The sequence below is a fragment of the Streptomyces sp. NPDC006487 genome (assembly GCF_042870555.1).
Lineage (GTDB): Bacteria > Actinomycetota > Actinomycetes > Streptomycetales > Streptomycetaceae > Streptomyces.
This window is the reverse complement of sequence record NZ_JBIAHN010000021.1, coordinates 108,108-131,072: the sequence shown is the minus strand read 5'-3', so window position 1 is coordinate 131,072 and position 22,965 is coordinate 108,108. Positions and strand designations below refer to the sequence as shown.

Here is a 22,965-nt window from a genome sequence, read left to right as displayed (position 1 = left end):
TCCTGCCGAGCCGGTCCGGTACGGGGACCGGGCCCGGGGCCGTACGCGGTCGTGCGTGCTCGGCGCCGTTGCTCATGTGGTCCGGCATACCCGGTCACCGCTACGGCCGGGCCCGGGCCGGGGTTCGGGCCGGGCCCGGGCCGGGGTCGGGCCGCGCGGAGATCTCGGAGAGCAGGTACGTCCCATGCGCACGTCGACCCGTATCGCAAGTGTCCTGACCGGTCTGACCCTCGCCCTGGGAGGCGCGGTCCTGGCGGCCCCCGCCGCCCCGGCCGCACCCGCGGACGTCTCGGCCTGCATCAACAAGGTCGAACGGGAGCTGAAGGGCGGTGAGGCTCCGGCATCCGTCCGCGCCTCGTGCTACATCTCGCTGACCGGGGCCCAGGACGAGTGTGTGACCGGCCTGACCGAGGGCAGCGGGGTGACCAAGGCGACCGCGGAGAGCGCCTGCAAGCTGGGCGCCGAGTAGCCGAGTAGTGGGGGAGCCGGGAGCCGGGAGCCGGGAGCCGGAGAGGCCTCCGGCTCCCGACCGGGGCGGGCGCGGCGGGGGTCAGCTCTCCGTGCGGTACATCAGGTCCACCTCGTGGGTGGAGAAGCCGAGGCCCTCGTACACGGCCAGGGCCGCCGGGTTGTCGGCGTCCACGTAGAGCATCGCCGTGGGCAGGCCCGCCCCGGCGAGGTGGCGCAGGCCGATCGCCGTGAGGGCCTTGCCGAGGCCGCCGCCCTGCGCGCCGGGGCGTACTCCGAGGACGTAGACCTCGCCCAGCTGCTGCTCGGCGTGCACCTTCGTCCAGTGGAAGCCGATGACCTCGCCGTCGCGCTCCGCTAGGAAGAAGCCCTTCGCGTCGAACCAGGGCTGCGCGATGCGGTCGTTCAGGTCCCGCTGCGTGAGTGAGCCCTGCTCGGGGTGGTGGGCGAAGGCCTCCGTGTTGACGGCCAGCCAGGCGGCGTCGTCGGTGCCGGGCACGAAGGTGCGTACGGTCACTCCCGCGGGGAGGACGGCCTCCGGCAGGGCGGGCGCCTGGGCATCGAGCGGGCGGCGGAGCTGGCGCAGTTCGCGGAACAGGGTCAGGCCGAGCACCTGCGCGAGGTGGCGGGCCGCCGACTTGCCACCGTGCGCCCACACCCGGATCCGCTTGCCGGAGGCGGCCAGCAGGGCGGTGCCCAGCGCCCGCCCGTGCCCGCGCCCGCGCATCGCGGGGTGGACGACGAGCTCGGCGGCGGGGGCCTCCACCGGATCGGTGTCCTCCAGTTGCCCGTACGCGGTGAGCCGCCCGTCGGAGGTCAGGAGGAAGTGACGGATCCCCTCCCGCGCTCCTCCGCGCAGCTGGAGCCGGCCCTGCTCGGACACGGCGGTGGTGCCGTCGGTGCGGGCCGCGTCCTCGATCAGGGCGAGAACGGCGTCGGCCTGTTCGTCCGTCAGTTCGTCGAGGGTCTGGATCTGCCGTCCCGGCTCCAGGACCACTGCTGCGTCGTCAGTCATGGAACCGAGCCTACGACCCCGGTGGGGGACCGGCGGGGTGCGGCCCGGACGGGTGCCCGGACGGCCGCGGGGGCAGCACCGCGGACGGACCGCCGACGGTCCCGCCGACGGGCACCCGTCCCCTGCGTGTAACCAGCTCGATACCCGTACCCCCTGTCGCGCTACGCGCGTTGACTCTAGGCTTCGGCAGACCTCCCAAGATGTATCGCTGTCCGCAAAGGGGACCAAATGTCAGCGACGCCACAACGGCACCGCCGAACCGGCCGGTTGGCCCTCACCGCTCTCGCCGTGGCAACGGCCGGCGGTGCGATGCTCGCCGCCGCCCTTCCGGCCGGAGCCGCGAGTGGTGACGGATACGGCCAGGACCACGGCCGCACCGTCGACGTACAGATGCTGTCGTTCAACGACCTCCACGGCACGCTGGAGCCCCCGCAGGGCTCCTCGGGCACCGTGACCGAGCGTCAGGCCGACGGCACCACCAAGGCCATACCCGCGGGCGGTGTCGAGTACCTCGCCACCAGCCTGCGCAAGGCCCGCGAGGGCCGGCGTTACTCCGTCACCGCCGCGGCCGGCGACATGATCGGCGCCAGCCCGATGGTGTCGGGCCTCTTCCACGACGAGCCGGCGATCGAGGCGCTCAACGACCTCGACCTGGACGTGACCAGCGTCGGCAACCACGAGTTCGACGAGGGCAAGACCGAGCTGCGCCGCATGCAGTACGGCGGCTGCCACCCGGTCGAGGGCTGCTTCGAGTACGGCAAGGAGTTCGGCGGCGCCGAGTTCAAGTACCTCGCCGCGAACGTGGTCGACCAGAAGACCAAGCGCCCGATGATGAACCCCACCTTCATCTGGAAGAAGGGGGACGTGAAGATCGGCTTCATCGGCGTCACCCTGGAGGGCACGCCCGACATCGTGACCGCCGACGGGGTCAGGGGCCTCACGTTCGGCGACGAGGTCGAGACGGTCAACAAGTACGCCGAGGAGCTGAACAAGCAGGGCGTGAAGTCGATCGTGGCGCTGATCCACGAGGGCGGCCTGCCCGCGAGCGGCGCGTACAACTACGACTGCGACGTGCCGGGCGCCGGCGCCGGCATCTCCGGGGCCATCGTCGACATCGCGAAGAACATCTCGCCGAAGGTCGACGCCCTGGTCACCGGCCACACGCACCAGGCGTACGCGTGCAACATCCCCGACCCGGCGGGCAAGCCGCGCACGGTCACCTCGGCCGCCTCGTACGGCCGGCTGTTCACGGACACCACGCTGACCTACGACCGCGTGACCAAGGACATCGTCCGTACCCCGGTCACGTCGCCGAAGCCGGTGCAGAAGGTCGTCACCCGGGACCAGCCCAAGGCCCCGGACCTGACCGCGCTGATCGAGCGCTGGAACGCGCTGGCCGCGCCGATCGCGAACCGTCCGATGGGCTACATCTCGGCCGACATCGCGGGCCGCGGCTCGGCGGAGTACGAGAAGCCGCTCGGTGACGTGATCGCCGACGCGCAGCTCGAGGCCCTGGCCCCGGCGGCCAAGGGCGGCGCCCAGCTCGCCATCATGAACCCGGGCGGCATCCGTGCGGACCTTGCCTACAAGGCCGCCGGCGCCGAGGGCGACGGTGTGGTGACGTACGGGGAGTCGTACACGGTCCAGCCGTTCACCAACATGATGACGGTCGTCGACCTGACCGGCGCCCAGCTGATCACCGCGCTCCAGCAGCAGGTCAGCGGCCCGGTCAACGGGGTGAGCCCGAAGATCCTGCAGGTCTCCAAGGGCTTCTCCTACACCCTGGACACCACCAAGGCGGGTGCCGACCGCATCGTCGTGGACTCGGTGAGGCTGAACGGCGAGGCCATCGACCCCGCCCGTACCTACCGGGTCGCGATGAACGAGTTCCTCGCGGGCGGCGGCGACGGTTTCGGCGTCCTGAAGGAGCACAAGAACAAGCTGGTCGGCGCGTCCGACCTGGACGTCTTCAACGCCTACCTGACCGCGCACTCCTCGGCGGCCGCGCCGCTGGCCCCGCCGGTGGCGGACCGGATCACGGTCGTCAAGTAGCACCTGGGCAGTAGCCGGAGCAGTACCTGAAGCAGTACCTGCCTCTCGAGGGGCGGTGGGCCGTCGGCCTGCCGCCCCTCCGGCGTTCCCGGGCCGGCCTACAGCGTGGCCAGGAAGCCGCGTACGGCCTCGGCGAGGCCCTTCGGGTCCTGGAAGGGCACGAAGTGCTCGGTGTCGAGACCGGCGTACGAGGTCCCGGGCCGCCGGGCGACCATCGCGTCGGCCTGCTCCCGGGAGAGCACCTCGCTGCGCAGCCCGTGGACGAGCAGCGCCGGGCAGCTGCTCGCGAGCCAGACGTCCCGGTACGAGGTCTCGTCCCCGGTGAGGGTGCACAGGGTGGCCGCGGGGTTGAACGGCAGGCGCCAGCCGGAGTCGTCCGGCAGCGGGCGCAGGAAGGGGCCGGTCCCCTCGGCGAGCGGGCCGAGGGCGGCGAGGAGTTCCTCGCGGGTGGCCGCGGTGTACGGGAGGTCGTGCAGGAAGTCCCAGAAGGACGGGCCGTCCTGGCGCGAGAGCTCCACCGGGGCGTCGACGTTGATCAGGGCGGACACCAGGTCGGGCCGGGCGGCGGCCAGGTGGTAGGCGTTGATCCCGCCGAGGGAGAAGCCGAGGACGGGTACGGGGCCGCCGGGGGCGAGGTGTTCCAGCAGGGCGGCGGCGTCGGCGGTGTAGCCCGCGCGGCTGTACTCGGAGGCGAGGCCGGAGTCGCCGTGCCCGCGCTGGTCGGGGGCGATGACCCGCCACTGCTCGCCGAGGCTGGCGGCGAAGTCGGTGAAGTGGGCGCCCTCGGAGAGGGCGCCGTGGAGGGCGAGCAGCGGGCGGCCGGGCCCGCCGAAGTCCAGGTAGGACAGGGTGCGGTCGTCGATCTTCAGCTCGTGGCGCATGGCGTTGCTCTCCCCGTGTGTGCTGGTCGGGCGTGCTGGTCGGTGACTCCGGGACCAGGCTGCCAGGAATTGGGCATGTGCACAATACGGTTGTGTAGCGCGCTTGCCCAAAACCGGGCGCGGATACGATCCCGGCATGGGAAATCGCGAGGACCTGCTGGCCGGAGCCCGGCGCTGCCTGGAGGAGAAGGGGTACCTCCGGACGACCGTGCGCGACATCGCCTCGGCCGCGCAGGTGAGCATGGCCGCGATCGGCTACCACTTCGGCACCCGCGAGGTGCTGCTCAACGAGGCGCTCTTCGCGGCCATGGACGAGTGGGCCGCGGGATCGGGCCGGCTCGCCGGGCAGGGTGCCACCGCGCGGGAGCGCTACGCCGACACCTGGGACCGCAAGATCCGGGACTTCGGCGAGATGCGCTGGCTCTGGACCGCCTCCGTCGAGGCCTTCGTGCACGCGCAGTCCTCGCCCGAGCTGCTCGCCGTCCTGGCCGAGGGGCAGCGCCACAACCGCCGCATGGTGGCCGCGCAGTTGCGCGGAGTCCCCGTCGAGGAGGTCGCGGAGGAGGACGTGCGGAGCCTCGGGTCGGTGCACATCGCGCTGCTGACCGGGGTCATGGTGCAGTGCCTGACCGACCCGGAGCACGCGCCGGACGGCCGGTCCCTCGCCCAAGGGCTGCGCCTGATGGCGGAGTTGCTCGAAAGCTGAGTACTACCCGTGGGTAGTAATGCAGGGCTCCGCACGCCATAATCCGGGCCACCACTGGGTCGGCAAAGGGGCGGGCATGGGCGCGGGTACGGGCATGGGCGCGGGTACGGGCGTGGGCATCGGCACGGGCGGCGCGGGCGGGGACGCGAGCGCGGGTACGGGGCTTCGGCGGCGCGGATTCCTGGCGGGGACGGCGGCCCTGGGCGGCGCGGCCCTGCTCGGCGCGGGCACCGGGACGGCCTCGGCCGCCACCCGGGCCACGGGGGCCACCGGAGCCACCCGGGCCGCCGCCACGGCAGTGGGCTCGCTCTCCACCCAGGACTGGATGAGCGGCCTCGGCGACGCCACCCCCCTCCAGCGGATGACCATCCCCGGCACCCACGACTCGGGCGCCACCCGGGGCGGGCTCTACGTCGCCTGCCAGAACACCTCCATCGCCGACCAGCTCGGCTCCGGGATCCGCTTCCTCGACGTCCGCTGCCGGGTGACCGGCGGATCGTTCGCGATCCACCACGGCGCGTACTACCAGAACCTGATGTTCGGAGACGTCCTCGCCGCCTGCTGGAACTTCCTCGCCGCGCACCCCACCGAGACCGTGCTGATGCGGCTCAAGCAGGAGTACTCCGAGGAGAGCGACGCCACCTTCCGCGCCGTCTTCGACGACTACCTGAACAACCGGGGCTGGAGCCCGCTCTTCAAGATCGCCGACTCGCTGCCCGCCCTCGGCCAGGTGCGCGGCAAGGTGCTGCTGCTCCCCGACAACGGCGGCCTCCCCGGCGGCCTGCGCTACGGCGACGGCAACGTCTTCGACATCCAGGACGACTACATGGCCGAGCCCTTCGCCAAACGGGGCAAGATCGAGAACCACTTCCGCAAGGCCGTCCAGCAGCCCGGCAGGTTCTTCATGAACTACACCAGCACGGCCGCGGCCCTGCCGCCCCGCTGGAACTCCGACCGCCTGGGCCCGCAGGTGCACGCCTTCGTCGACGGCTCCGAGCTGGCCGGCCGGACCGGGCTCGGGATCGTCCCCATGGACTTCCCCAACACCCGCTCCGGCCTGGTCGCCTCACTGATCCGGCACAACTGACGCCTGAACGGGCGGCGGAGCCGGCGCGCCCGGGATGCTGAGCACCGCCTCGGTACCCGGGCCGCCGTCCGCCGGGGCGCGCAAGGCGGCCGTGCCGCCCGCGCGCTGCACCGTACGGGCCACGATGGACAGGCCGAGGCCGCTGCCCGGCAGGGCCCGGGCGGACGGGGAGCGCCAGAAGCGCTCGAAGACGTGCGGGAGGTCGTCGGCCGGGATGCCGGGACCGCGGTCCCGTACGGTCAGCTCGCCCGCGCGCAGCGACACGGTGACCGTGCTGCCGGGCGGGCTGAACTTCACCGCGTTGTCCAGGACGTTGACCACCGCCCGCTCCAGGGCCGCCGCCTCGCCGCGTACGTACCAGGGCGCCAGGTCCGAGTCGAAGTCCAGCTCCGGACCGCGCAGCCGGGCGCGGGACAGCGCCGCACCCGCGATCTCGTGCAGGGCCACCACCCCGAGGGGACCGGGAGCGGCCGCGTCCGGGCGGGACAGCTCCTGCAAGTCGCCGATCAGCGAGGCCAGTTCCGTCATCTGCGCCTTGACCGAGGACAGCAGCTCCTTGCGGTCCTCCGGCGGGATGGCCCGGCCGGTCTCCTCGCTGCGCGCCAGCAGCTCGATGTTGGTGCGCAGCGAGGTGAGCGGGGTGCGCAGCTCGTGCCCGGCGTCCGCGATCAGCTGGGCCTGGCGCTCCTGGGAGGAGGCCAGCGCGGCCGTCATGGAGTTGAAGGAGCGCGACAGCCGGGCGATCTCGTCGTCGCCCTCGTCGGGGATGCGGACGGTGAGGTCCTCGGTGCGGGCGATGTGCTCGACGGCGCCGGTCAGTTCGTCGACCGGGCGCAGGCCCGTACGGGCCACCCAGAGGCCGGCCACGCCGGCGCCGAGGATGCCGACGGCGGAGACGAACAGGAGCACCCAGGCCAGGGTGGACAGGGGTTCGGTGATGTCGGAGAGGGGCTTGGCCACCGAGATGGCCGCGAGGGAGTTCTGCAGGCCGGGCCCGGCGGACAGCTCCACGGGCTGGGTGTAGACGCGTACGGGGGTGCCGTCCGTGGTCTTGCCGTCGTAAAGGATCGCTCCGCGCACCCCCTTGGCCACGTCGAGGTCGAAGTCGGAGACCGGGAGGGTGTTCTTGCCGTCCACCGCGCAACGGCCGCCCGTGGGCAGCACGATCTGCACCTGCGCGCTGAGGTTGTTCTCGAAGGGGCCGGGCACCTTGTCCAGGCAGCCGTACCGGTTCAGCGCTTGGCTGGCCTGGGCCCGGGCGTTGGTGGAGCGCAGCGAACTGTTCAGCTGGTCGTTCAGCTGGGTGCGGACCATGAACCAGCTCACGCAGGCCACGGCCGCGACGGCCAGCGCCACCGCGACGGTGACCAGCAGGGCGAGACGGGAGCGGAGCGGGAGGCCGCGGAATCTGGCGGTGGGGCTCACTCCGGACCGCCGGTGTCGCCCGCCCCGGCCGCGCGCAGTACGTAGCCCACCCCGCGCACGGTGTGGACCAGGCGGGGCTCGCCCCCGGCCTCGGTCTTGCGGCGCAGGTACATCACGTACACGTCCAGGGAGTTGGAGCTGGGCTCGAAGTCGAAGCCCCATACGGTTTTGAGGATCTGCTCGCGGGTCAGGACCTGGCGCGGGTGCGCGAGGAACATCTCCAGCAGGGTGAATTCGGTACGGGTCAGCTCCACCGGGCGGCCGCCGCGGGTGACCTCGCGGGTGGCGAGGTCCATGCGCAGGTCGCCGAAGGTCAGCGCGTCGGCGTCCGCGGGCCGGCCGTCCCCGCCGGAGGGGGCGGTGTAGGAGCTGCGGCGCAGCAGGGCGCGCACCCGGGCGAAGAGCTCGTCCAGCTCGAACGGCTTGACCAGGTAGTCGTCGGCGCCGGCGTCGAGTCCGGTGACGCGGTCGCCGACCGTATCGCGGGCGGTCAGCATCAGGACGGGCGTGGTGCTGCCGGCGGCGCGCAGGCGGCGGGCGGCCGTCAGACCGTCCATCCGCGGCATCTGGATGTCCAGGATGATCAGGTCGGGGGCGTACGAGTCCGCTTTGTCGAGGGCGTCGAGCCCGTCGACGGCGGTCTGCGTGCCGTACCCCTCGAAGGCCAGGCTGCGGCGCAGGGCCTCGCGTACGGCCGGTTCGTCGTCGACGACGAGGATGCGCTGCTGGTCGCCTTCGGCGCTCATACGGGGTCCCCCCAGGTGGTGGTCGGTCTCCTACCAGGCTCGCACGGGCGGGCTGGAAGTCGGGCTAGAAGGAGGTCCCGAAACCGTTCGCGGCGTTGTTGCCGGAGCCGCTGTCGCCGTTGCTGCTGCCGTCGCCGCCCGGGCCGCCCTTGCGGAGGGAGGGGAGGTCGGCCTTGATGGTGTTGACGGGGATGGCGAAGCCGAGGCCGACGCTGCCGGCGGAGCCGCTGCCGCTGGAGGGGGAGTAGATCGCGGAGGGCATGCCCACGATCTCGCCGTTCATGTTGACGAGGGCGCCGCCCGAGTTGCCGGGGTTCAGGGAGGCGTCCGTCTGGATGGCCTTGTACGAGGTGGTGTCCGTGCCGGTGTTCCCGTTGAACTGCCGGCCGCCGTAGGAGAAGGGGAAGCCGTCCTCGGGAGACTGCTGCTTCTGCTCGGACTTGGGGACGTTCACCTCGCGGTCGAGCGCGGAGACGATGCCGCTGGTGACCGTGCCGGTGAGGCGGTCGGGGGAGCCGATGGCGACGACCTCGTCGCCGACCTTGAGGCTGTCGGAGTTGCCCAGGCTCGCGGGCTTGAGCCCGCTCGCGCCTTCCAGCTTGATGAGGGCGAGGTCCTTGTCCGGATCCGTGCCGACGATCTTCGCGTTGTACTTCTTGCCGTCGCTCATCGTCACCTGGATCTGGCTCGCGCCGTCGATCACGTGGTTGTTGGTGACGATCTCGCCGTCGGCGGTGATCACGATGCCGGAACCGGTGCCCTGGCCGGAGGCGGTGCGGGTGTCGATGCGGACGACGGAGGGGCTGACGTTCTCGGCGACGCCGGTGACGGTGCCGCGGTTCGACTGGGAGATGGTGCTGCCGTTGACGCCGGTGCCCGTGCCGTTGGTCTTGTTCAGCATCTGCTGGACGGCGGCGGCGGTACCGCCGCCGACGACGGCGGCCGCGAGGGCCACGGCGGCGAGGAGGGCGACCGGGCGCTTGGCTCGGGCGTGGCCGTGGCCCTGGCCCTGGCCCTGCGGGGCGGCGGACGCCGGGGCGGCCTCGCCCCAGGTGGCCCAGCCGCCGCTGCCGTTGCCGCCGTTGCCGCCGTTCTGGGGGACGGTCTCGCCCTGGATGACCGGGGCCGAGTGGGCCTCGTGCCAGCCGGGGGCGGGGGCCGCCGGGGGGTAGGCGGGCGGAGGCGGGTACGCGGCGTCCTGTGCGAGCCGGTCACGACCGCGCTGCCAGTCCTCGCCCCAGGGGGCGGGCTGCTGGGGGCGGTTTTCCTGGGGGTACTCGCCTTCGCGGCGGAGGTTCTCGGTCATGGATACGACTCTGTCCGCCGATGATGAGAGCTTCCTGAGTCCCCGCTGAGAAGCCCGACAGAACCGTGTATGCCCTATATAAGGCCGGGCCGGGCTGGGCCCGGCTGCCCAGAGCGAGCCGAGTGGTCCGGGCGGTCCGGGTGGGCCAGATGGGCCGGGTGGGACGGGTGTGGGTGGTCGGGCCCTGCGGGGCGAAGTCCCCTACCCGCCCTTCGCCCGTTCCCCGGGCTGCGCCCGGACCCCCCCCGGAGCTGCGCCCCGGATTCCCCGTGTCTCAAAGGTTGGCGGGGCCGGATTTCGGTCGGTGTGGGCTGGATTGTCCGTACGGCAATGTCAGCCCCTCCGGCGTTTGAGGAGCGGGGGTCCGGGGGCCGGCCCCCGGGAACGGTGCCGCGCGCGGGCGCGGCGGGAAGCACGCTCCGGGGTCCCGGGGCACCTCAGCGGCCAGCGCCTAGCGGCAGCCGCAGGAGCGGCGGATGACCAGGGCCGAGGGGAACTGCTTCAGGCGTTCGCGCCGGGAGCCCGCCACCCGCAGGGCGTCGTCCAGGACGAGGTCCACCGCGGCGCGGGCCATCGCCGGGCGGTCCGAGGCGATGGTGGTGAGGGGCGGGTCCGTCAGGGCCGCCTCCTTGACGTCGTCGAAGCCGGCCACCGCCAGCTGCTCGGGCACGTCGATGCGCAGCTCCCGCGCGGCGCGCAGGACGCCGATCGCCTGGTCGTCCGTAGCGCAGAAGATCGCCGGCGGGCGGTCCGGTCCGGCCAGCAGCTCCAGGGCGACCTTGTACGCGTCGTAGCGGTTGTACGGGGCCTGGAAGAGGCGGCCCTCCACCGAGCGGCCGGATTCGAGCATGGCCCGCCGCCAGCCCTCGACGTGGTCGGCCACCGGGTCGCCGACCTCGGGGGTGCTCTCGACGCCGCCCAGGCAGGCCACGTACGGGTGTCCGTGCTCGAGGAGGTGCCGGGTGGCGAGCTGCGCGCCGCCGATGTCGTCGGTGACGACGGCGACGTCGTCGATGGCCTCGGGGCGCTCGTGGAGGAGGACCACGCGGGCGTCCCAGGCCTCGATCTCGGAGGCTGCCTGCTCGCTCATGCCCTGGCTGACCAGGATCAGGCCCGAGACCCGCATCCCGAGGAAGGCCCGCAGATAGTGGACCTCGCGCTCGGTGCGGTAGTCGGAGTTGCCGACCAGCACCATCTTTCCGCGCTCGGCTGCGGCCTGCTCGACCGCGTGCGCCATCTCCGCGAAGAACGGCTGGCGGGCATCGGGGACGATCATGCCTATGAGGTCGGTGCGGCGTGAGGCCATCGCCTGGGCGACCCGGTCCGGGCGGTAGCCCAGGTCCTTGATCGCGGCGAGGACACGCTCGCGCGTGGCCGGGGCAACCGGCCTGGGTCCGTTGTTGATGACGTAGCTCACGACGGCGGTAGAAGTACCCGCAAGTCGTGCCACGTCATCCCGCGTCACCTTGGCCACGCGCGGAAGTCTACGCGGGGTGACCTACCTCTGGGCAGGGCGTCCGGAGGAGGTCGATCCCACAACCTTCGCGCAGCCCCCCTAGTCCATCCGGGTGAGTGCCGCGGCGGCCCGCGCGGAGGCCTCGGCCGCCGCCTTCGTGGCCGCCTGCGCGGCCGCTTCCGCCGCCGCCCGTTCCACCTTCTCCGGGGTGACGAAGCGGTACCCGACGTTGCGGACGGTACCGATCAGCGACTCGTGCTCGGGCCCGAGTTTCGCGCGCAGACGCCGTACGTGCACGTCGACGGTGCGGGTGCCGCCGAAGTAGTCGTAGCCCCACACCTCCTGGAGGAGCTGCGCACGGGTGAAGACCCGGCCCGGGTGCTGGGCGAGGTACTTGAGGAGCTCGAACTCCTTGAAGGTCAGGTCCAGGACCCGCCCCTTCAGCTTCGCCGAGTACGTCGCCTCGTCGACCGACAGGTCACCGTTGCGGATCTCCATCGGGGAGTCGTCCGAGCCGAGCTGCTGGCGGCCGGTGGCGAGGCGCAGCCGCGCTTCGACTTCGGCCGGTCCCGCGGTGTCGAGGAGGACGTCGTCGATGCCCCAGTCGGCGGTGACGGCCGCGAGGCCGCCCTCGGTGACGACGAGGATCAGCGGGCAGCCGGGCCCCGTGGAGCGGAGCAGCTGGCACAGCGACCGCACCTGGGGCAGGTCGCGGCGGCCGTCGACGAGGATCACGTCGGCGCCCGGGGTGTCCACGAGGGCGGGGCCCTCGGCGGGGGCCACCCGGACGCTGTGGAGCAGCAGGCCGAGGGCCGGCAGCACCTCGGTCGAGGGCTGCAGGGCATTGGTCAGGAGCAGGAGTGAGCTCATGCCCGACCACCCGCCCGGGTCGGACGGTGGTACTGGTGGTACTGGTGGTGTGCGTGCGCAGGTGCGTCTGCCCGCACCTGCGCCTGCACGACGGTTCGCTGGTCCATCACGTCGGTTCCTCCTCGGTCCCGTCGAGGACTTTCGCGGCACTGCTTCGTACGACTTGCCTGGTGTCCGTCCGGTCCCCGCGCCCTGAGGTCCGGATGGATACCACTGTTCTCGGTCCGTTCAACGTGCTGAAAGCACAAAAGGACCCGGGGGCTACGTTGCCCGGATCCTCTCGCCAGCAGAATAGCCCACCCGCCCCGGCGGGGCCGAGGCTTCGGAGCGTTCCACTTCTGTGGTTCCCACCACCCCCGGACCTGCATATGCGCCGGTTTCACCGGATCGGTGGACCCGGTGCGGGCCGCCTGGGCGCACGCGGGGCGCGCGGAGGCACGCCGGGATCGGGGGCGCGAGGGTTCATGATGGAGGCCGACGGCAGAGCGCCGACGAGAGGAGCGTGCAGTGGCAACCGGAACCATCCGCTACTGGGCGGCGGCGAAGGCCGCGGCCAAGACGGCGGAGGAGCCGTACTCGGCGCGGACACTGGCCGAGGCGCTCGACACCGTGCGGGAACGCCACCCCGGGGAGCTGACCCGGGTCCTGCTGCGCTGCTCCTTCCTCGTGAACGAAGAGCCCGTGGGCAAGCGCCCGCACGATTCCGTCGAGCTGACCGAGGGGGGCACCGTCGAGGTGCTCCCGCCGTTCGCGGGCGGGTGAGCGGAGCCCCATGAGCACGCCTGAGGAACAGCAGCGACAGCTCCAGCAGCAGCTACAGCAGCAACAGCAGCAGCAGTTTCTGGAGCAGCAACGGCAACAGCAGCAGGAACAGCTGCAGCAGCCGGATCCCTACGGGACCCAGACCTGGCAGTCCCCTACGTGGGACACCTCGTACCAGCCGGTGCAGGCGCCGCTGGACGGCGTACCGGCGCAGTACCCCGTCGCGCCCGAGGGCTGGTTCCGCGAGGAGCCGCAGCCTCCGGCCCAGCCGCAGGCCCAGGCGCCCGTCTCCGGACAGGAGTGGGGGCAGCAGCAGGCGTACGCGGACCCCTACGCGGATCCGTACGCGGCTCCGGCCTACCCGCAGACCGCGGCCCCCGACCACTGGTTCCGCGACGAGGCGCCGGCGCAGCAGGCCCCGCAGGCCGGGCAGGGCGAGCCCCCGCAGCAGTGGGGGGAGACGGCGTACCAGGCGGAGGCGGCCCGGGCCCAGGCTCCGGCCCCCGGCCAGGAGTGGGCCGCGCAGGCGGCCCCGTACCTCCCGCAGCAGGCGGCCGAGGCCCCGGGCGGGGCTCCCGCCGCGGACCCGGTGGTGGCCGCCGGGGCGGGCGACGGGGTGGCAGCAGGCGCGGCCGAGGAGGAGCCCGCCTGGTCTCCGCCCACCCTCGCCGGCAACACGCTGCGCGCCGTGGACCCGGCCCAGGCCCGCGCCGAAGGCCGCTCGCCGATCATCGATCCCGGTCCGCAAGCGGCCATACTGACGGCCGCCCTCGGGCTGGTCATCGCGGCCGCCGCCGCGCTGAGCGAGTTCGCGCTGCTCGCGCCCCTGATCGCCCTCCAGGGCCTCACCGCGGCGGGCTGGTTCCGGCTCAACGGCATGTGGCCGGCCCGTCAGGGCATCGCCCTGGCCTTCGCCGGGGCGGTCGTCGCCGATGTGGCCGTGCTCGCGGTGGACGAGCCGTACGGCCCCGGCGCGATCATCGGCACCTTGGGCGCCTGGGTGCTGCTGACGCTGGTGCTCCAGCTGCGCAGCCACGCCGATCCGGACGAGCGGATGTACGGGCTGATGGCCTCGGTGGCCTCGGCCGCGCTGGCCATCGTCTGCGCGGGCTACCTCGCGGCCGACTCCGCCGCCGTGAGCGTGGGCGCCGCCGCCGTGGCGGTGGCCGTCTTCGCCCGGGCGCTCCCGCTGCCCACCGTGCCCTCGGTCGGCGTCTCGCTGGCCGCCGCGACCGGTGCGGGCATCGCCGTGGGCGGGCTGACGTCCGTCGGAGCGGGCGGTGCGCTGATCGGCCTCGCGGCCGGGGTGTGCGCGCTGATCGGGCTGCGGGTGGCGGCGTACGACTACCCGTCGAAGTTCGTCCACATGACGGCCGGTGTCGCGCTGCCGCTGGCCGCGGCGGCCCCGGCGGTCTACCTGATCGGCAGGGTGGTGGGCTGAGGCCCCCGCCCGCACTGCCCGCGCGCCCGCCCCGTTTGCCCGGGGCGGGCGTTGTCATACCGCCGCCCCACGTCAACTCACAGCGCCCTCACGGCCGGTCATGGTCCACTGGGCCGTCGTACCAATCGTCTGGGGGTGGGCACGTGCGTGTCCTGCGTGTCGTTGTGATCATCGGAGTGGTCCTCGGTGGCCTGTTCGTCGGCCTGGACCGCTGGGCCGCCGGCTACGCCGAGAACCGGCTGGCGGACCGGATCCAGGCCAGGCAGGGGCTGTCCGGAGTGGAGGCGGACGTCCACGGGTTCCCCTTCCTGACCCAGCTGCTCTCCCGTGACCTCGACCAGGTCGACCTGAAGGTGGCCGGCGTCGACGTGGCGACCGCGGAGGGCCGTACGACGCACCTGTCCCGGCTGCGGGTCGCCTTCCGCGGCGTGGAGCTGAACGGCGACTACGACGGCGGCACCGCCCGGTCCGCCAAGGGCTCGGCCCTCGTCACGTACGCCGATCTGACCGCGGCCGCCCAGCCCGGGGTGACGGTCGCCTACGGCGGGGCGCCGGGCAAGCTGAAGGTGACCGCGAGCGTGGAGTTCCTCGGCAGGACCCTCAGCCGCAGCGTGGTCTCGACGGTCTCCCTCGTCGACTCCGGCGACGGGAAGGGCTCGACGATCGTCCGGGTCCGGGCCGACGAGGTGCCGGGTGAGGGTCTCCCCGGGATCGAGGCCGTGGTCCGCAGGAAGACCGACTTCGACCGGCGGATCGACGGCGGTCTGCCGTCGGGGGTCCGGCTGACGGAGCTGACCTCGGACGAATCCGGTGTGGTGCTCACCCTGGGCGGTAAGAATCTGGCTTTGGCCGGATAGTGAGACGGGTGGGTCCGACCCGCAGATGGGAGGGCCGTACGGGGCTCCGTACGCCCGGCGCCCGGAGATCCACAAGAGCACCGATCCCACTATTCGGACGATCGCGTCTCGAAATATGACACGGCGGTGACAGGGCGGCCGATTCGTCCCTACGATCCATGGCTATGAAGCATCAGCAGGCGGACCTCACGAAGCGACGGGCAGTAGACCTGTGTCGCGTCGCCGCCATGCTCTGTCGATCCATGTGACGTGTGAGCGCATCCCGCTCCATAGCCGGACGACGGCCTTCCGCTTTCCCGTGTGACCACCTCTGCCCCGCGCCCTCCTGAAGCCTCCCCGCATCAGGATCCCGCGAGCGCACCCGGACGCACGCACCCCGCGCCATCAGCACCACCCCGCCGCACACTGCCCCGGAGGAGAACACCATGAGCCGCAGCGACGTCCTTGTAGACGCCGACTGGGTCGAGGCCCACCTGAACGACGCGAACGTCGTCATCGTCGAGGTGGACGAGGACACGTCCGCGTACGACAAGAACCACATCACCAACGCCGTCCGGATCGACTGGAAGAGCGACCTCCAGGACCCGGTCCGCCGCGACTTCGTGGACCAGGAGGGCTTCGAGAAGCTCCTCTCCGCCAAGGGCATCTCCAACGACGACACCGTCGTCCTCTACGGCGGCAACAACAACTGGTTCGCGTCCTACGCCTACTGGTACTTCAAGCTCTACGGCCACCAGGACGTCCGCCTGCTCGACGGCGGCCGCAAGAAGTGGGAGCTCGACTCCCGCGACCTGGTCGACGGCACCGATGTCCCCAGCCGCCCGGCCACCGAGTACAAGGCCAAGGCCCAGGACACCTCGATCCGCGCCTTCCGTGACGACGCGGTCGCCGCGATCGGCACCAAGAACCTGGTCGACGTCCGCTCGCCCGACGAGTTCTCGGGCAAGCTGCTCGCGCCGGCGCACCTCCCGCAGGAGCAGTCGCAGCGTCCGGGTCACATCCCGAGCGCCCGCAACATCCCGTGGTCGAAGAACGCCAACGACGACGGCACCTTCAAGTCGGACGAAGAGCTGACGGCCCTCTACCAGGCCGAGCAGGTCGACCTGGCGAAGGACACCATCGCCTACTGCCGCATCGGTGAGCGCTCCGCGCTCACCTGGTTCGTGCTGCACGAGCTCCTGGGCCAGGAGAACGTCAAGAACTACGACGGCTCGTGGACCGAGTACGGCTCCCTGGTCGGCGTGCCGATCGAGCTCGGCGCCAACAAGTAGGTCCGGGTACCCGGCGTTCCGGGTATCCAGCCTTCCGGGCAAACAGGCATTCCGGGCATGCGACGCCCGTAGTCATACCTCTCTAGGACAGGACAGAGAACATGTGTGGAGCAAAGATCGGCGGGCCCGACCTCTCGACGCTGAAGCCCGGTGAGACGGCCATCCAGGGCCAGGTCACCAAGGACGGCGAGCCCATCAGCGGCTACGTCCGTCTGCTGGACTCGACCGGCGAGTTCACCGCCGAGGTCCCGACCTCGGCCACCGGCCAGTTCCGCTTCTACGCGGCCGAGGGCTCCTGGACGCTGCGCGCCCTCGTGCCCGGCGCCCAGGCGGACCGCGCCGTGGTCGTCGTCGAGTCCGGCGGCGTCACGGACGTGGCGATCGCGGTCTGAGCACCGCACCTGTGTGAACGTATGACCGCATGACCGGCCGAAGGGCCGCACCCCCGGGGGTTGGACGCCACTGTTCCGGGGTGCGGCCCTTCGGTTCGTTCTTGGGGCACAGGGCGGCAAGCCGCGTCACCCCTGGTTGGACGCCATCGGGTCGCAGGTCTTCGCGGCGTTCGCCTCCAGCTCTACCCTGGAGGTATGTACGCCCGGCGCCGGCGCGCCTACTTCCTGCTCATGGGCGGATGTCTGTTCCTCTTCGTCTCCGCCTGGTCCTTCGTGCGCCTGTGGTCCGTCGAGGCGGCCGTGGCGATGTGCGTGGTCGCGATGGTCATTCCGCCCGTCGCCGCGATGGTCGCCAACCGGCGCGGCCCGGACGACCGCTGGTGGGACGACCCCTCGGGTGACCGGAAGTCCGACGAGTGGTGGGACGAACTGGACGGAAAGCCGCATCGCGAGGATTGAAACCCGTCGATATAAAACCGTAATAAGCATGAGTACAACATCCCCCCGAGGCAGTGTGTCCTCTCTGTACGCGGTCAATCGGCCCGCGATCGAAGCCCTGCGGGGGGACCTCCCTTGGAACACGAACAGACCATCCCTGAGCAGCGGAAAGGGGTGGAGAGTGACCCGGAACCGGGCACTCCGGACGCCGCTCAGGCCGGTCCCCCACGCCGTCGCGGCGGCCGAACCGCCCTCCTGATCGCGGGCGCCGTCGTCCTCGGCGTACTGGCGGGCACGATCACCGGTTACGCGATCCAGTACGACCGGGAACCGACGCCGCTGGCGCCGCTGGCGCAGGCGGACCTGGTGGCGCCGAAGGCGCTCGCGCCCGACGACACCACCACGCACAAGACGATCAACGCGCACCGCTGGCACAAGACGGACGACGACCTGGCGAAGCTGCTGATCGAGGCGCCGGGCGGGGCGAAGGTCGAGGCGGCGGGCTACGAGCCCATCGAATACTTCGCGACCTTCTTCAAGAGGCCGGACAGTCAGCTGAGCTACCTCGCCGAAGAGAACATCCGGCGGATCGCGTCGGTGGGCTGGGCGGTGAACGACACGACCTTCGTCGACGTGCGTCTGATCCAGTTCAACGATCGCTCCGGAGCGGACAGCTACCAGACCGACCAGTCCGCGTACATGCCCGAGGAGGAGTACGCGGGCAACAGCGGCGTTCTCATTCCGGGTCTTCCTTCGGACCTCGGGCGCGTGTGGGTGGACTCCAAGGCCGAGGAGAAGGCGGGCTACCTCCCGATGCGCGGAGCCCGCGCCATTGCCCGGCGGGGCGACATCGTGCTCGACATCCACTACACGAACAACCGCGGCAAGGTCAGCGAAGGCGATGTCGTGGACCTGGCCAAGCGACAGCTGGAGCGACTGTGACCGAGCCGCAGACCGACGTGACGGCGGCTCGGGAAGAGACGCCGGCCCCGGCGCCCGCGAAGCCCGCGCGCAAGGTCAACCGCAAGGCGGTCGCCCTGATCGCCGGCGGCGCGGCCGCCGCGGTGCTCGTGGGCGGCGGCGTCTGGGCGTCCTCCGCCGTCGCGGACGCCGACCGGGACGCGCCCACCGCCTACTGGGCCCCCCTCGGTGAGGAGCTCGCGAAGCGCGAAGAGCCCGGCTCCGTGCCGGCGAACGCCCTCCTGGGCAAACTGCTGCCGATTCCGGCGGGATTCGTCCTGGGTCCGGACCTGGAGGAGGACGGCAACAACTTCTTCGTCTCCGGCGAGAAGGCCGTGGAGGGCTTCAAGGAGACCCGCAGCGGCCTGACCAGCGCCCAGCGCAAGGACCGCGACAAGATGCTGGCCAACCTGAAGCTCAAGGGGCTGGCGGGGCGCAGCTACGTGAACGAGCGGACCAGCTGGTTCGCCGAGATCCGCATCATGCAGGCCGACCCGAAGGCCGTGGGCGCCTTCTCGGAGGTCGGCAAGAAGTTCCTCGACTTCCAGGGCGACGGCAGGCAGGCGCCGAAGGTGGACGGGTTCCCGGACGCCAAGTGCTCGCTGGAGGCGATCGGCGAGAAGAAGAAGGAAAAGATCGACTCCCTCGACTGCGTGGCCGTCGAGGGCGACGTGATGGTCACCTTCCGCGCGTACGGGCCCAAGCCCTTCGCCACCGCCGCCGCCGTCGCGCTCTTCCAGAACCAGATGAACCACCTGAAGTCCCCCGGGGAGTCCGCGTGACCGAGCAGAACACCACCGGAGCCGTGCCGGAGCTCCTAGAGGACTCCGCGCCCCGGTCCGCCGCGGACGAGCAGGCGACGGCCGCGGCCGTCGCGTTCGCCGCGGACCCGCTCGCGGCCAATCCCTTCGCGGCCCCGGAGGTCCCGGCCGCGCCCAAGGACCGCCGCAAGCTGTTCGCGGCGCTGCGCTGGACCGCCGCCGTACTCGTCTTCGCCGCCGTCGGCACGGGTGTCGCGTACGGGGTGACCCAGCCGGAGCGCACCGACGTCCCGGGCCTGTCCACCAAGGCCGACGGCCGCTGGACGTTCCCGGCGCTGACCAAGCCGACGCTGCCGCCGGGCGCCGCCCTGCCGTTCGCCGAGGACAACCCGGGCGGCATCCACTACGCGGGTCTCACCGAACTGCTCGTGCCGGCTCCCACCGGCTCGGCCCCCGACTCCACGCTGAAGCTGGAGAAGGACGGGGTGGTGAAAGTTGACACATTCCTGGAGGAGTACGAGGCCACCGCCCGCGAGAAGCTGAAGGAGCAGTTCGAGAACGAAGGACTGCGGCAGGTCGTCGCGCGCGGGTGGACCACCCCGGACGGCACCCGTACCCGGGTCTACCTGCTGCGCTTCCACTCGCCCGATTTCCTGGTCGCCTTCAAGGGCTGCGGCGCCGACACCAGCCTCGACGGCGTCGCGAGGCTGGAGCCCGACACGGTCTGGCGCAATGCCAAGTCCTCGCAGCGGCACCCGCTGGGGGCCCGGACCTCCGGGTACAGCACCCAGGGCAACACCAGCGACGTCATCCTCTACCAGGAGCCCGAGCCCACGGGCGACGAGCAGACGAAGCTGGGCTGCATCCAGTCCGGCGACATCCAGGCCCTCGTCCTGCAGACCCGCAAGGGCGAGGTGGCGAGCGTGCCCTTCCACCAGACGGTGATCCTCCAGCACCAGCTGCTCGGCTAGAGCGCGGCAGCGCGGTACGGGGGAGCGCGGTACAGGGGAGCGCGTCGTACGGGCTACCTCACACGGTGCCCCGGTCCCCAGGCCAGTAGGCTTGGGGACCGGCCCCGTAACGCCACCCTTAACACTCCGAGGAGCACCCCGTGCTTGAGGCAGTCTTCACCTCCCTGCTGGTCCTGGTCTGCGTCGGCGTCCTCGCCTTCTCCGTCCTGGCCGTGAAGAAGCTGTACCAGGGCCAGCGCTGATCCCCTCGGATCTGCCGCCGACCGCCCCGGAAACCGGAATCCCTCCCACAGATCGCCTGAGCTGAGCAGCCATTCATGATCCAGATCCCGTCCGACCTGAACCCGGGTCTCGTTCCCCTCGCCTTCCTCCTCGGCAACTGGGAGGGCGCAGGCGTCTTCGACTTCCCCGGTGAGGAGAAGTGCAACTTCGGCCAGGAAGTCGTCTTCAGCCACGACGGCCGGGACTTCCTGGAGTACACCTCGCACACCTGGGTGCTCGACGCCGAGGGCAACAAGGTGCGGCCGCTGGAGTCCGAGTCGGGCTACTGGCGCATCGACAAGGACCGCAAGGTCGAGATCGTCATGGTCCGCGACCAGGGCGTCGTCGAGGTCTGGTACGGCGAGCTCGCCGACAAGAAGCCGCAGATCGACGTCGTCACCGACGCGGTCGCCCGCACCGCGGCCTCCGGCCCGTACAGCGGTGGCAAGCGGCTCTACGGCTACGTGAAGAGCGACCTGATGTGGGTCGGCGAGAAGGCCACCCCCGAGGTGGAGCTGCGCCCCTACATGTCGGCCCAGCTGAAGAAGGTCGTCACGCCCGAGGAGGTCGCGGAGATGGCGCGCAACCTTCCGGACATGCCGGACGACGGCATCGCCTTCTTCCGCTAGGCCGGCCCGGCCGCAGGCCCGCAGGCCCGCAGGCCGAGCGAGGCCGTACGTGTACGCGCAGGAGCCCCCGGCAGCTTTGGCCGCCGGGGGCTTCCTGCTTCCCGCACGCTCTCCCCGCTCTCCCCGCTCCCCTCGCGCGGGCCCGAGGCCTACACTGGCCGGGTGGTGACCACCGACAGCACCGAGAACCTCGCCGCCGCCGACAGCGGCGACTGGAAGAGCGACCTGCGCCAGCGCGGATACCGCCTGACCCCGCAGCGCCAGCTCGTGCTGGAAGCAGTGGACGCCCTGGAGCACGCCACCCCGGACGAGATCCTCGTAGAGGTCCGCAAGACGGCCTCCGGGGTCAACATCTCCACGGTCTACCGCACGCTGGAGCTCCTGGAGGAGCTGAAGCTCGTCTCGCACGCCCACCTCGGGCACGGGGCCCCCACCTACCACCTCGCCAACCGGCACCACCACATCCACCTGGTCTGCCGCGACTGCACCGAGGTCATCGAGGCGGACGTGGACATCGCCGCCGAGTTCACGTCCAAGCTCCGCGACACCTTCGGCTTCGAGACCGACATGAAGCACTTCGCGATCTTCGGCCGCTGCAAGACCTGCGCCGCCAAGCAGCACTAGCGCCGCCGGGCAGCACTAGGACTGCCCGGGGCAGGGTCGTAGGCTGGTGCCATGACCAGCAGCCCCTTGCTCCATCTCCCCGGCGCCGTACAGGCCGAAGGCCGCGACGAGGGCGTCGCCGCCCACTACGGAGAGCTGTACGGAGAACAGCGCACACTCGCCGACGGCCGCGGCTTCGTCGACCTCTCCCACCGCGGGGTCGTCACCGTCACCGGCTCGGACCGGCTGAGCTGGCTGCACCTGCTGATCACTCAGCACGTCACCGCGCTCCCGGCCGGCGAGGCCACCGAGGCGCTGATCCTCTCCGCGAACGGCCACATCGAGCACGCGCTCTACCTCGTCGACGACGGTGAGACGATGTGGATGCACGTCGAGCCCGGCACCCAGGAGGCGCTGATCGCCTACCTGGAGTCGATGATCTTCTTCTACCGCGTGGAAGTCGCCGACCGCACCGCCGAGTTCGCCGTCGTGCACCTCCCGGCCGGCTCCATCGCCGAGGTTCCCAAGGAACTCGCCGTACGCGAGACCCCGTACGGCCGCGACGTGTTCCTGCCGCGCGACGGGCTGGAGGCCTTCGCCGCTTCTCACGGCCCGGCCGCCGGGCTGCTCGCGTACGAGGCCCTGCGCGTCGAGGCGCACCGGCCGCGGCTCGGTCTGGAGACCGACCACCGCACCATCCCGCACGAGCTGGGCTGGATCGGCACCGCGGTGCACCTGCAGAAGGGCTGCTACCGCGGCCAGGAGACGGTGGCCCGCGTCCACAACCTGGGGAAGCCGCCGCGCCGGCTGGTCTTCCTGCACCTGGACGGCTCCGATGTGCTGCTCCCCGCGCACGGCACGCCCGTACGGCTGGCCGCGGACGGGGAGGAGGGCCGCCAGCTGGGCTTCGTGACCACTTCGGTCCGCCACCACGAGCTGGGCCCGATCGCGCTCGCGCTGGTCAAGCGGAACGTTCCGGTGGACGCCCCGCTGCTGGTGGGCAAGACCGCCGCCGCGCAGGAGGTCGTCGTAGAGCCGTGACCGCCGCGCGCCGGACGTCGGTCCAGGCGTCCGTCCGGACGTCGGTCTAGATGTCGATGACGATGGTGAACGGGCCGTGGTTGGTCAGCGAGACCCGCATGTCCGCGCCGAACCGGCCCGTCTCCACCGTCGCGCCCAGCGCCCGCAGCTGCGCCACGACCGCGTCCACGAGCGGCTCGGCGAAGTCCCCGCCGGCGGCCGCGTTCCACGTGGGGCGGCGGCCCTTGCGGGCGTCTCCGTAGAGGGTGAACTGGGAGATCACCAGCAGTGGCGCGTCCACGTCGCTGCAGGACTTCTCGGCCTCCAGGATCCGCACGGACCAGAGCTTGCGCGCCAGCAGCTCCGCCTTCTCCGGGGTGTCGTCGTGGGTCACCCCCACGAGCACGCACAGCCCCTCCCCGACGATCTCCCCGACGGTCTCGCCGGCCACCACGACGCTCGCGCCGTCCACCCTCTGCACCACTGCTCGCATAACACCTGTGTACCAGGCTTGCACCCGTCCGGGGCCGATCGGGTGGAGTGGGACTGCGTCGGTACCACGGGGAGTGGCACGATGCACGCAGGCG

The 22,965-nt window shown here is 71.6% G+C and carries 25 protein-coding genes; 17 read left to right on the top strand and 8 right to left on the bottom strand.

Going from position 1 to position 22,965, the window contains the following annotated elements; translation table 11 throughout:
* Positions 1 to 184: 184 nt before the first annotated feature.
* Positions 185 to 469, top strand: a complete 285-nt coding sequence (locus tag ACFYM0_RS32610; RefSeq protein WP_388507722.1) for a hypothetical protein — start codon at positions 185 to 187, stop codon at positions 467 to 469.
* Between the two features lie 81 nt (positions 470 to 550).
* Here the strand turns inward: ACFYM0_RS32610 and mshD are convergent, their stop codons facing one another.
* The gene (gene mshD / locus ACFYM0_RS32605) at positions 551 to 1,483 is read right to left on the bottom strand and encodes a mycothiol synthase (protein ID WP_388507719.1); all 933 of its coding nucleotides are present in this window, start codon (positions 1,481 to 1,483) and stop codon (positions 551 to 553) included.
* A 228-nt stretch (positions 1,484 to 1,711) separates the two neighbouring features.
* On the opposite strand from mshD, the gene ACFYM0_RS32600 reads away from it, so the two are divergent.
* The gene (locus ACFYM0_RS32600) at positions 1,712 to 3,535 is read left to right on the top strand and encodes a bifunctional metallophosphatase/5'-nucleotidase (protein ID WP_388507716.1); all 1,824 of its coding nucleotides are present in this window, start codon (positions 1,712 to 1,714) and stop codon (positions 3,533 to 3,535) included.
* A 98-nt stretch (positions 3,536 to 3,633) separates the two neighbouring features.
* Here the strand turns inward: ACFYM0_RS32600 and ACFYM0_RS32595 are convergent, their stop codons facing one another.
* A complete protein-coding gene (locus ACFYM0_RS32595) occupies positions 3,634 to 4,416 on the bottom strand; it encodes an alpha/beta fold hydrolase (RefSeq protein ID WP_388507714.1) in 783 nt (260 codons plus the stop codon).
* 136 nt (positions 4,417 to 4,552) lie between these two features.
* Between ACFYM0_RS32595 and ACFYM0_RS32590 the strand changes: the two genes are divergently transcribed.
* Both ACFYM0_RS32590 and ACFYM0_RS32585 read left to right on the top strand, forming a co-directional pair.
* A complete protein-coding gene (locus ACFYM0_RS32590) occupies positions 4,553 to 5,122 on the top strand; it encodes a TetR/AcrR family transcriptional regulator (RefSeq protein ID WP_388507711.1) in 570 nt (189 codons plus the stop codon).
* 76 nt (positions 5,123 to 5,198) lie between these two features.
* Positions 5,199 to 6,209 (top strand): phosphatidylinositol-specific phospholipase C, encoded by a 1,011-nt coding sequence (locus ACFYM0_RS32585; protein ID WP_388507708.1) that lies wholly within the window; start codon positions 5,199 to 5,201, stop codon positions 6,207 to 6,209.
* Here the strand turns inward: ACFYM0_RS32585 and ACFYM0_RS32580 are convergent.
* From ACFYM0_RS32580 to ACFYM0_RS32560, 5 genes are all read right to left on the bottom strand, one after another.
* On the bottom strand, positions 6,189 to 7,634 hold the full coding sequence (locus ACFYM0_RS32580; protein ID WP_388507705.1) for an ATP-binding protein: 1,446 nt from the start codon (positions 7,632 to 7,634) through the stop codon (positions 6,189 to 6,191). The genes ACFYM0_RS32585 and ACFYM0_RS32580 overlap by 21 nt on opposite strands.
* Complete coding sequence (locus ACFYM0_RS32575; RefSeq protein ID WP_388507704.1) at positions 7,631 to 8,380, bottom strand: response regulator transcription factor; 750 nt, start codon at positions 8,378 to 8,380, stop codon at positions 7,631 to 7,633. The genes ACFYM0_RS32580 and ACFYM0_RS32575 overlap by 4 nt, the downstream gene beginning before the upstream one ends.
* Before the next feature lie 64 nt (positions 8,381 to 8,444).
* A complete protein-coding gene (locus ACFYM0_RS32570) occupies positions 8,445 to 9,686 on the bottom strand; it encodes a S1C family serine protease (protein ID WP_388507701.1) in 1,242 nt (413 codons plus the stop codon).
* Positions 9,687 to 10,137: 451 nt separating this feature from the next.
* Positions 10,138 to 11,160, bottom strand: a complete 1,023-nt coding sequence (locus ACFYM0_RS32565; protein ID WP_327253559.1) for a LacI family DNA-binding transcriptional regulator — start codon at positions 11,158 to 11,160, stop codon at positions 10,138 to 10,140.
* 81 nt (positions 11,161 to 11,241) lie between these two features.
* The gene (locus ACFYM0_RS32560; protein WP_243339450.1) at positions 11,242 to 12,012 is read right to left on the bottom strand and encodes a response regulator transcription factor; all 771 of its coding nucleotides are present in this window, start codon (positions 12,010 to 12,012) and stop codon (positions 11,242 to 11,244) included.
* Positions 12,013 to 12,519: 507 nt separating this feature from the next.
* Between ACFYM0_RS32560 and ACFYM0_RS32555 the strand changes: the two genes are divergently transcribed.
* The 13 genes from ACFYM0_RS32555 to ACFYM0_RS32495 all read left to right on the top strand — a co-directional run bounded on the left by ACFYM0_RS32555 (position 12,520) and on the right by ACFYM0_RS32495 (position 22,399).
* Positions 12,520 to 12,774 (top strand): MoaD/ThiS family protein, encoded by a 255-nt coding sequence (locus ACFYM0_RS32555; RefSeq protein WP_267753985.1) that lies wholly within the window; start codon positions 12,520 to 12,522, stop codon positions 12,772 to 12,774.
* Between the two features lie 10 nt (positions 12,775 to 12,784).
* The gene (locus ACFYM0_RS32550) at positions 12,785 to 14,215 is read left to right on the top strand and encodes a hypothetical protein (RefSeq protein WP_388507697.1); all 1,431 of its coding nucleotides are present in this window, start codon (positions 12,785 to 12,787) and stop codon (positions 14,213 to 14,215) included.
* A gap of 143 nt (positions 14,216 to 14,358) precedes the next feature.
* Positions 14,359 to 15,072, top strand: a complete 714-nt coding sequence (locus ACFYM0_RS32545; RefSeq protein WP_388507694.1) for a DUF2993 domain-containing protein — start codon at positions 14,359 to 14,361, stop codon at positions 15,070 to 15,072.
* Positions 15,073 to 15,230: 158 nt separating this feature from the next.
* Complete coding sequence (locus ACFYM0_RS32540) at positions 15,231 to 15,320, top strand: Ms5788A family Cys-rich leader peptide (RefSeq protein WP_350875872.1); 90 nt, start codon at positions 15,231 to 15,233, stop codon at positions 15,318 to 15,320.
* A gap of 177 nt (positions 15,321 to 15,497) precedes the next feature.
* Positions 15,498 to 16,343 (top strand): sulfurtransferase, encoded by an 846-nt coding sequence (locus ACFYM0_RS32535; RefSeq protein WP_388507691.1) that lies wholly within the window; start codon positions 15,498 to 15,500, stop codon positions 16,341 to 16,343.
* Positions 16,344 to 16,444: 101 nt separating this feature from the next.
* The gene (locus ACFYM0_RS32530; protein ID WP_243339454.1) at positions 16,445 to 16,735 is read left to right on the top strand and encodes a DUF1416 domain-containing protein; all 291 of its coding nucleotides are present in this window, start codon (positions 16,445 to 16,447) and stop codon (positions 16,733 to 16,735) included.
* 195 nt (positions 16,736 to 16,930) lie between these two features.
* Positions 16,931 to 17,194 (top strand): DUF3099 domain-containing protein, encoded by a 264-nt coding sequence (locus tag ACFYM0_RS32525; protein ID WP_388507687.1) that lies wholly within the window; start codon positions 16,931 to 16,933, stop codon positions 17,192 to 17,194.
* Between the two features lie 153 nt (positions 17,195 to 17,347).
* Positions 17,348 to 18,115, top strand: a complete 768-nt coding sequence (locus ACFYM0_RS32520; RefSeq protein WP_388507684.1) for a hypothetical protein — start codon at positions 17,348 to 17,350, stop codon at positions 18,113 to 18,115.
* On the top strand, positions 18,112 to 18,915 hold the full coding sequence (locus tag ACFYM0_RS32515) for a hypothetical protein (protein WP_388507681.1): 804 nt from the start codon (positions 18,112 to 18,114) through the stop codon (positions 18,913 to 18,915). Before ACFYM0_RS32520 ends, ACFYM0_RS32515 begins: the two co-directional genes overlap by 4 nt.
* Positions 18,912 to 19,865, top strand: coding sequence for a hypothetical protein (locus tag ACFYM0_RS32510; protein WP_388507678.1), 954 nt, complete (start codon positions 18,912 to 18,914; stop codon positions 19,863 to 19,865). Before ACFYM0_RS32515 ends, ACFYM0_RS32510 begins: the two co-directional genes overlap by 4 nt.
* Positions 19,866 to 20,182: 317 nt before the next feature.
* The gene (locus ACFYM0_RS32505; protein ID WP_250744595.1) at positions 20,183 to 20,755 is read left to right on the top strand and encodes an FABP family protein; all 573 of its coding nucleotides are present in this window, start codon (positions 20,183 to 20,185) and stop codon (positions 20,753 to 20,755) included.
* 162 nt (positions 20,756 to 20,917) lie between these two features.
* Positions 20,918 to 21,379, top strand: a complete 462-nt coding sequence (locus ACFYM0_RS32500) for a Fur family transcriptional regulator (RefSeq protein WP_388507674.1) — start codon at positions 20,918 to 20,920, stop codon at positions 21,377 to 21,379.
* A 51-nt stretch (positions 21,380 to 21,430) separates the two neighbouring features.
* Positions 21,431 to 22,399: a YgfZ/GcvT domain-containing protein gene (locus ACFYM0_RS32495; RefSeq protein ID WP_388507671.1), complete on the top strand. Its 969-nt coding sequence runs from the start codon at positions 21,431 to 21,433 to the stop codon at positions 22,397 to 22,399.
* Positions 22,400 to 22,445: 46 nt separating this feature from the next.
* Here ACFYM0_RS32495 and dtd read toward each other — a convergent pair whose 3' ends face one another.
* Entirely contained in the window at positions 22,446 to 22,871 is a 426-nt protein-coding gene (dtd, locus tag ACFYM0_RS32490; RefSeq protein ID WP_388507668.1) for a D-aminoacyl-tRNA deacylase, read from the bottom strand.
* Between the last annotated feature and the right edge of the window lie 94 nt (positions 22,872 to 22,965).

Bases quoted from the DNA above. Each gene is read 5' to 3' on its own strand.
- ACFYM0_RS32610 (WP_388507722.1), top strand. From the start codon at position 185: ATGCGCACGTCGACCCGTATCGCAAGTGTCCTGACCGGTCTGACCCTC.
- mshD (WP_388507719.1), bottom strand. From the start codon at position 1,483: ATGACTGACGACGCAGCAGTGGTCCTGGAGCCGGGACGGCAGATCCAG.
- ACFYM0_RS32600 (WP_388507716.1), top strand. From the start codon at position 1,712: ATGTCAGCGACGCCACAACGGCACCGCCGAACCGGCCGGTTGGCCCTC.
- ACFYM0_RS32595 (WP_388507714.1), bottom strand. From the start codon at position 4,416: ATGCGCCACGAGCTGAAGATCGACGACCGCACCCTGTCCTACCTGGAC.
- ACFYM0_RS32590 (WP_388507711.1), top strand. From the start codon at position 4,553: ATGGGAAATCGCGAGGACCTGCTGGCCGGAGCCCGGCGCTGCCTGGAG.
- ACFYM0_RS32585 (WP_388507708.1), top strand. From the start codon at position 5,199: ATGGGCGCGGGTACGGGCATGGGCGCGGGTACGGGCGTGGGCATCGGC.
- ACFYM0_RS32575 (WP_388507704.1), bottom strand. From the start codon at position 8,380: ATGAGCGCCGAAGGCGACCAGCAGCGCATCCTCGTCGTCGACGACGAA.
- ACFYM0_RS32570 (WP_388507701.1), bottom strand. From the start codon at position 9,686: ATGACCGAGAACCTCCGCCGCGAAGGCGAGTACCCCCAGGAAAACCGC.
- ACFYM0_RS32560 (WP_243339450.1), bottom strand. From the start codon at position 12,012: ATGAGCTCACTCCTGCTCCTGACCAATGCCCTGCAGCCCTCGACCGAG.
- ACFYM0_RS32550 (WP_388507697.1), top strand. From the start codon at position 12,785: ATGAGCACGCCTGAGGAACAGCAGCGACAGCTCCAGCAGCAGCTACAG.
- ACFYM0_RS32540 (WP_350875872.1), top strand. From the start codon at position 15,231: ATGGCTATGAAGCATCAGCAGGCGGACCTCACGAAGCGACGGGCAGTA.
- ACFYM0_RS32535 (WP_388507691.1), top strand. From the start codon at position 15,498: ATGAGCCGCAGCGACGTCCTTGTAGACGCCGACTGGGTCGAGGCCCAC.
- ACFYM0_RS32530 (WP_243339454.1), top strand. From the start codon at position 16,445: ATGTGTGGAGCAAAGATCGGCGGGCCCGACCTCTCGACGCTGAAGCCC.
- ACFYM0_RS32525 (WP_388507687.1), top strand. From the start codon at position 16,931: ATGTACGCCCGGCGCCGGCGCGCCTACTTCCTGCTCATGGGCGGATGT.
- ACFYM0_RS32505 (WP_250744595.1), top strand. From the start codon at position 20,183: ATGATCCAGATCCCGTCCGACCTGAACCCGGGTCTCGTTCCCCTCGCC.
- ACFYM0_RS32495 (WP_388507671.1), top strand. From the start codon at position 21,431: ATGACCAGCAGCCCCTTGCTCCATCTCCCCGGCGCCGTACAGGCCGAA.
- dtd (WP_388507668.1), bottom strand. From the start codon at position 22,871: ATGCGAGCAGTGGTGCAGAGGGTGGACGGCGCGAGCGTCGTGGTGGCC.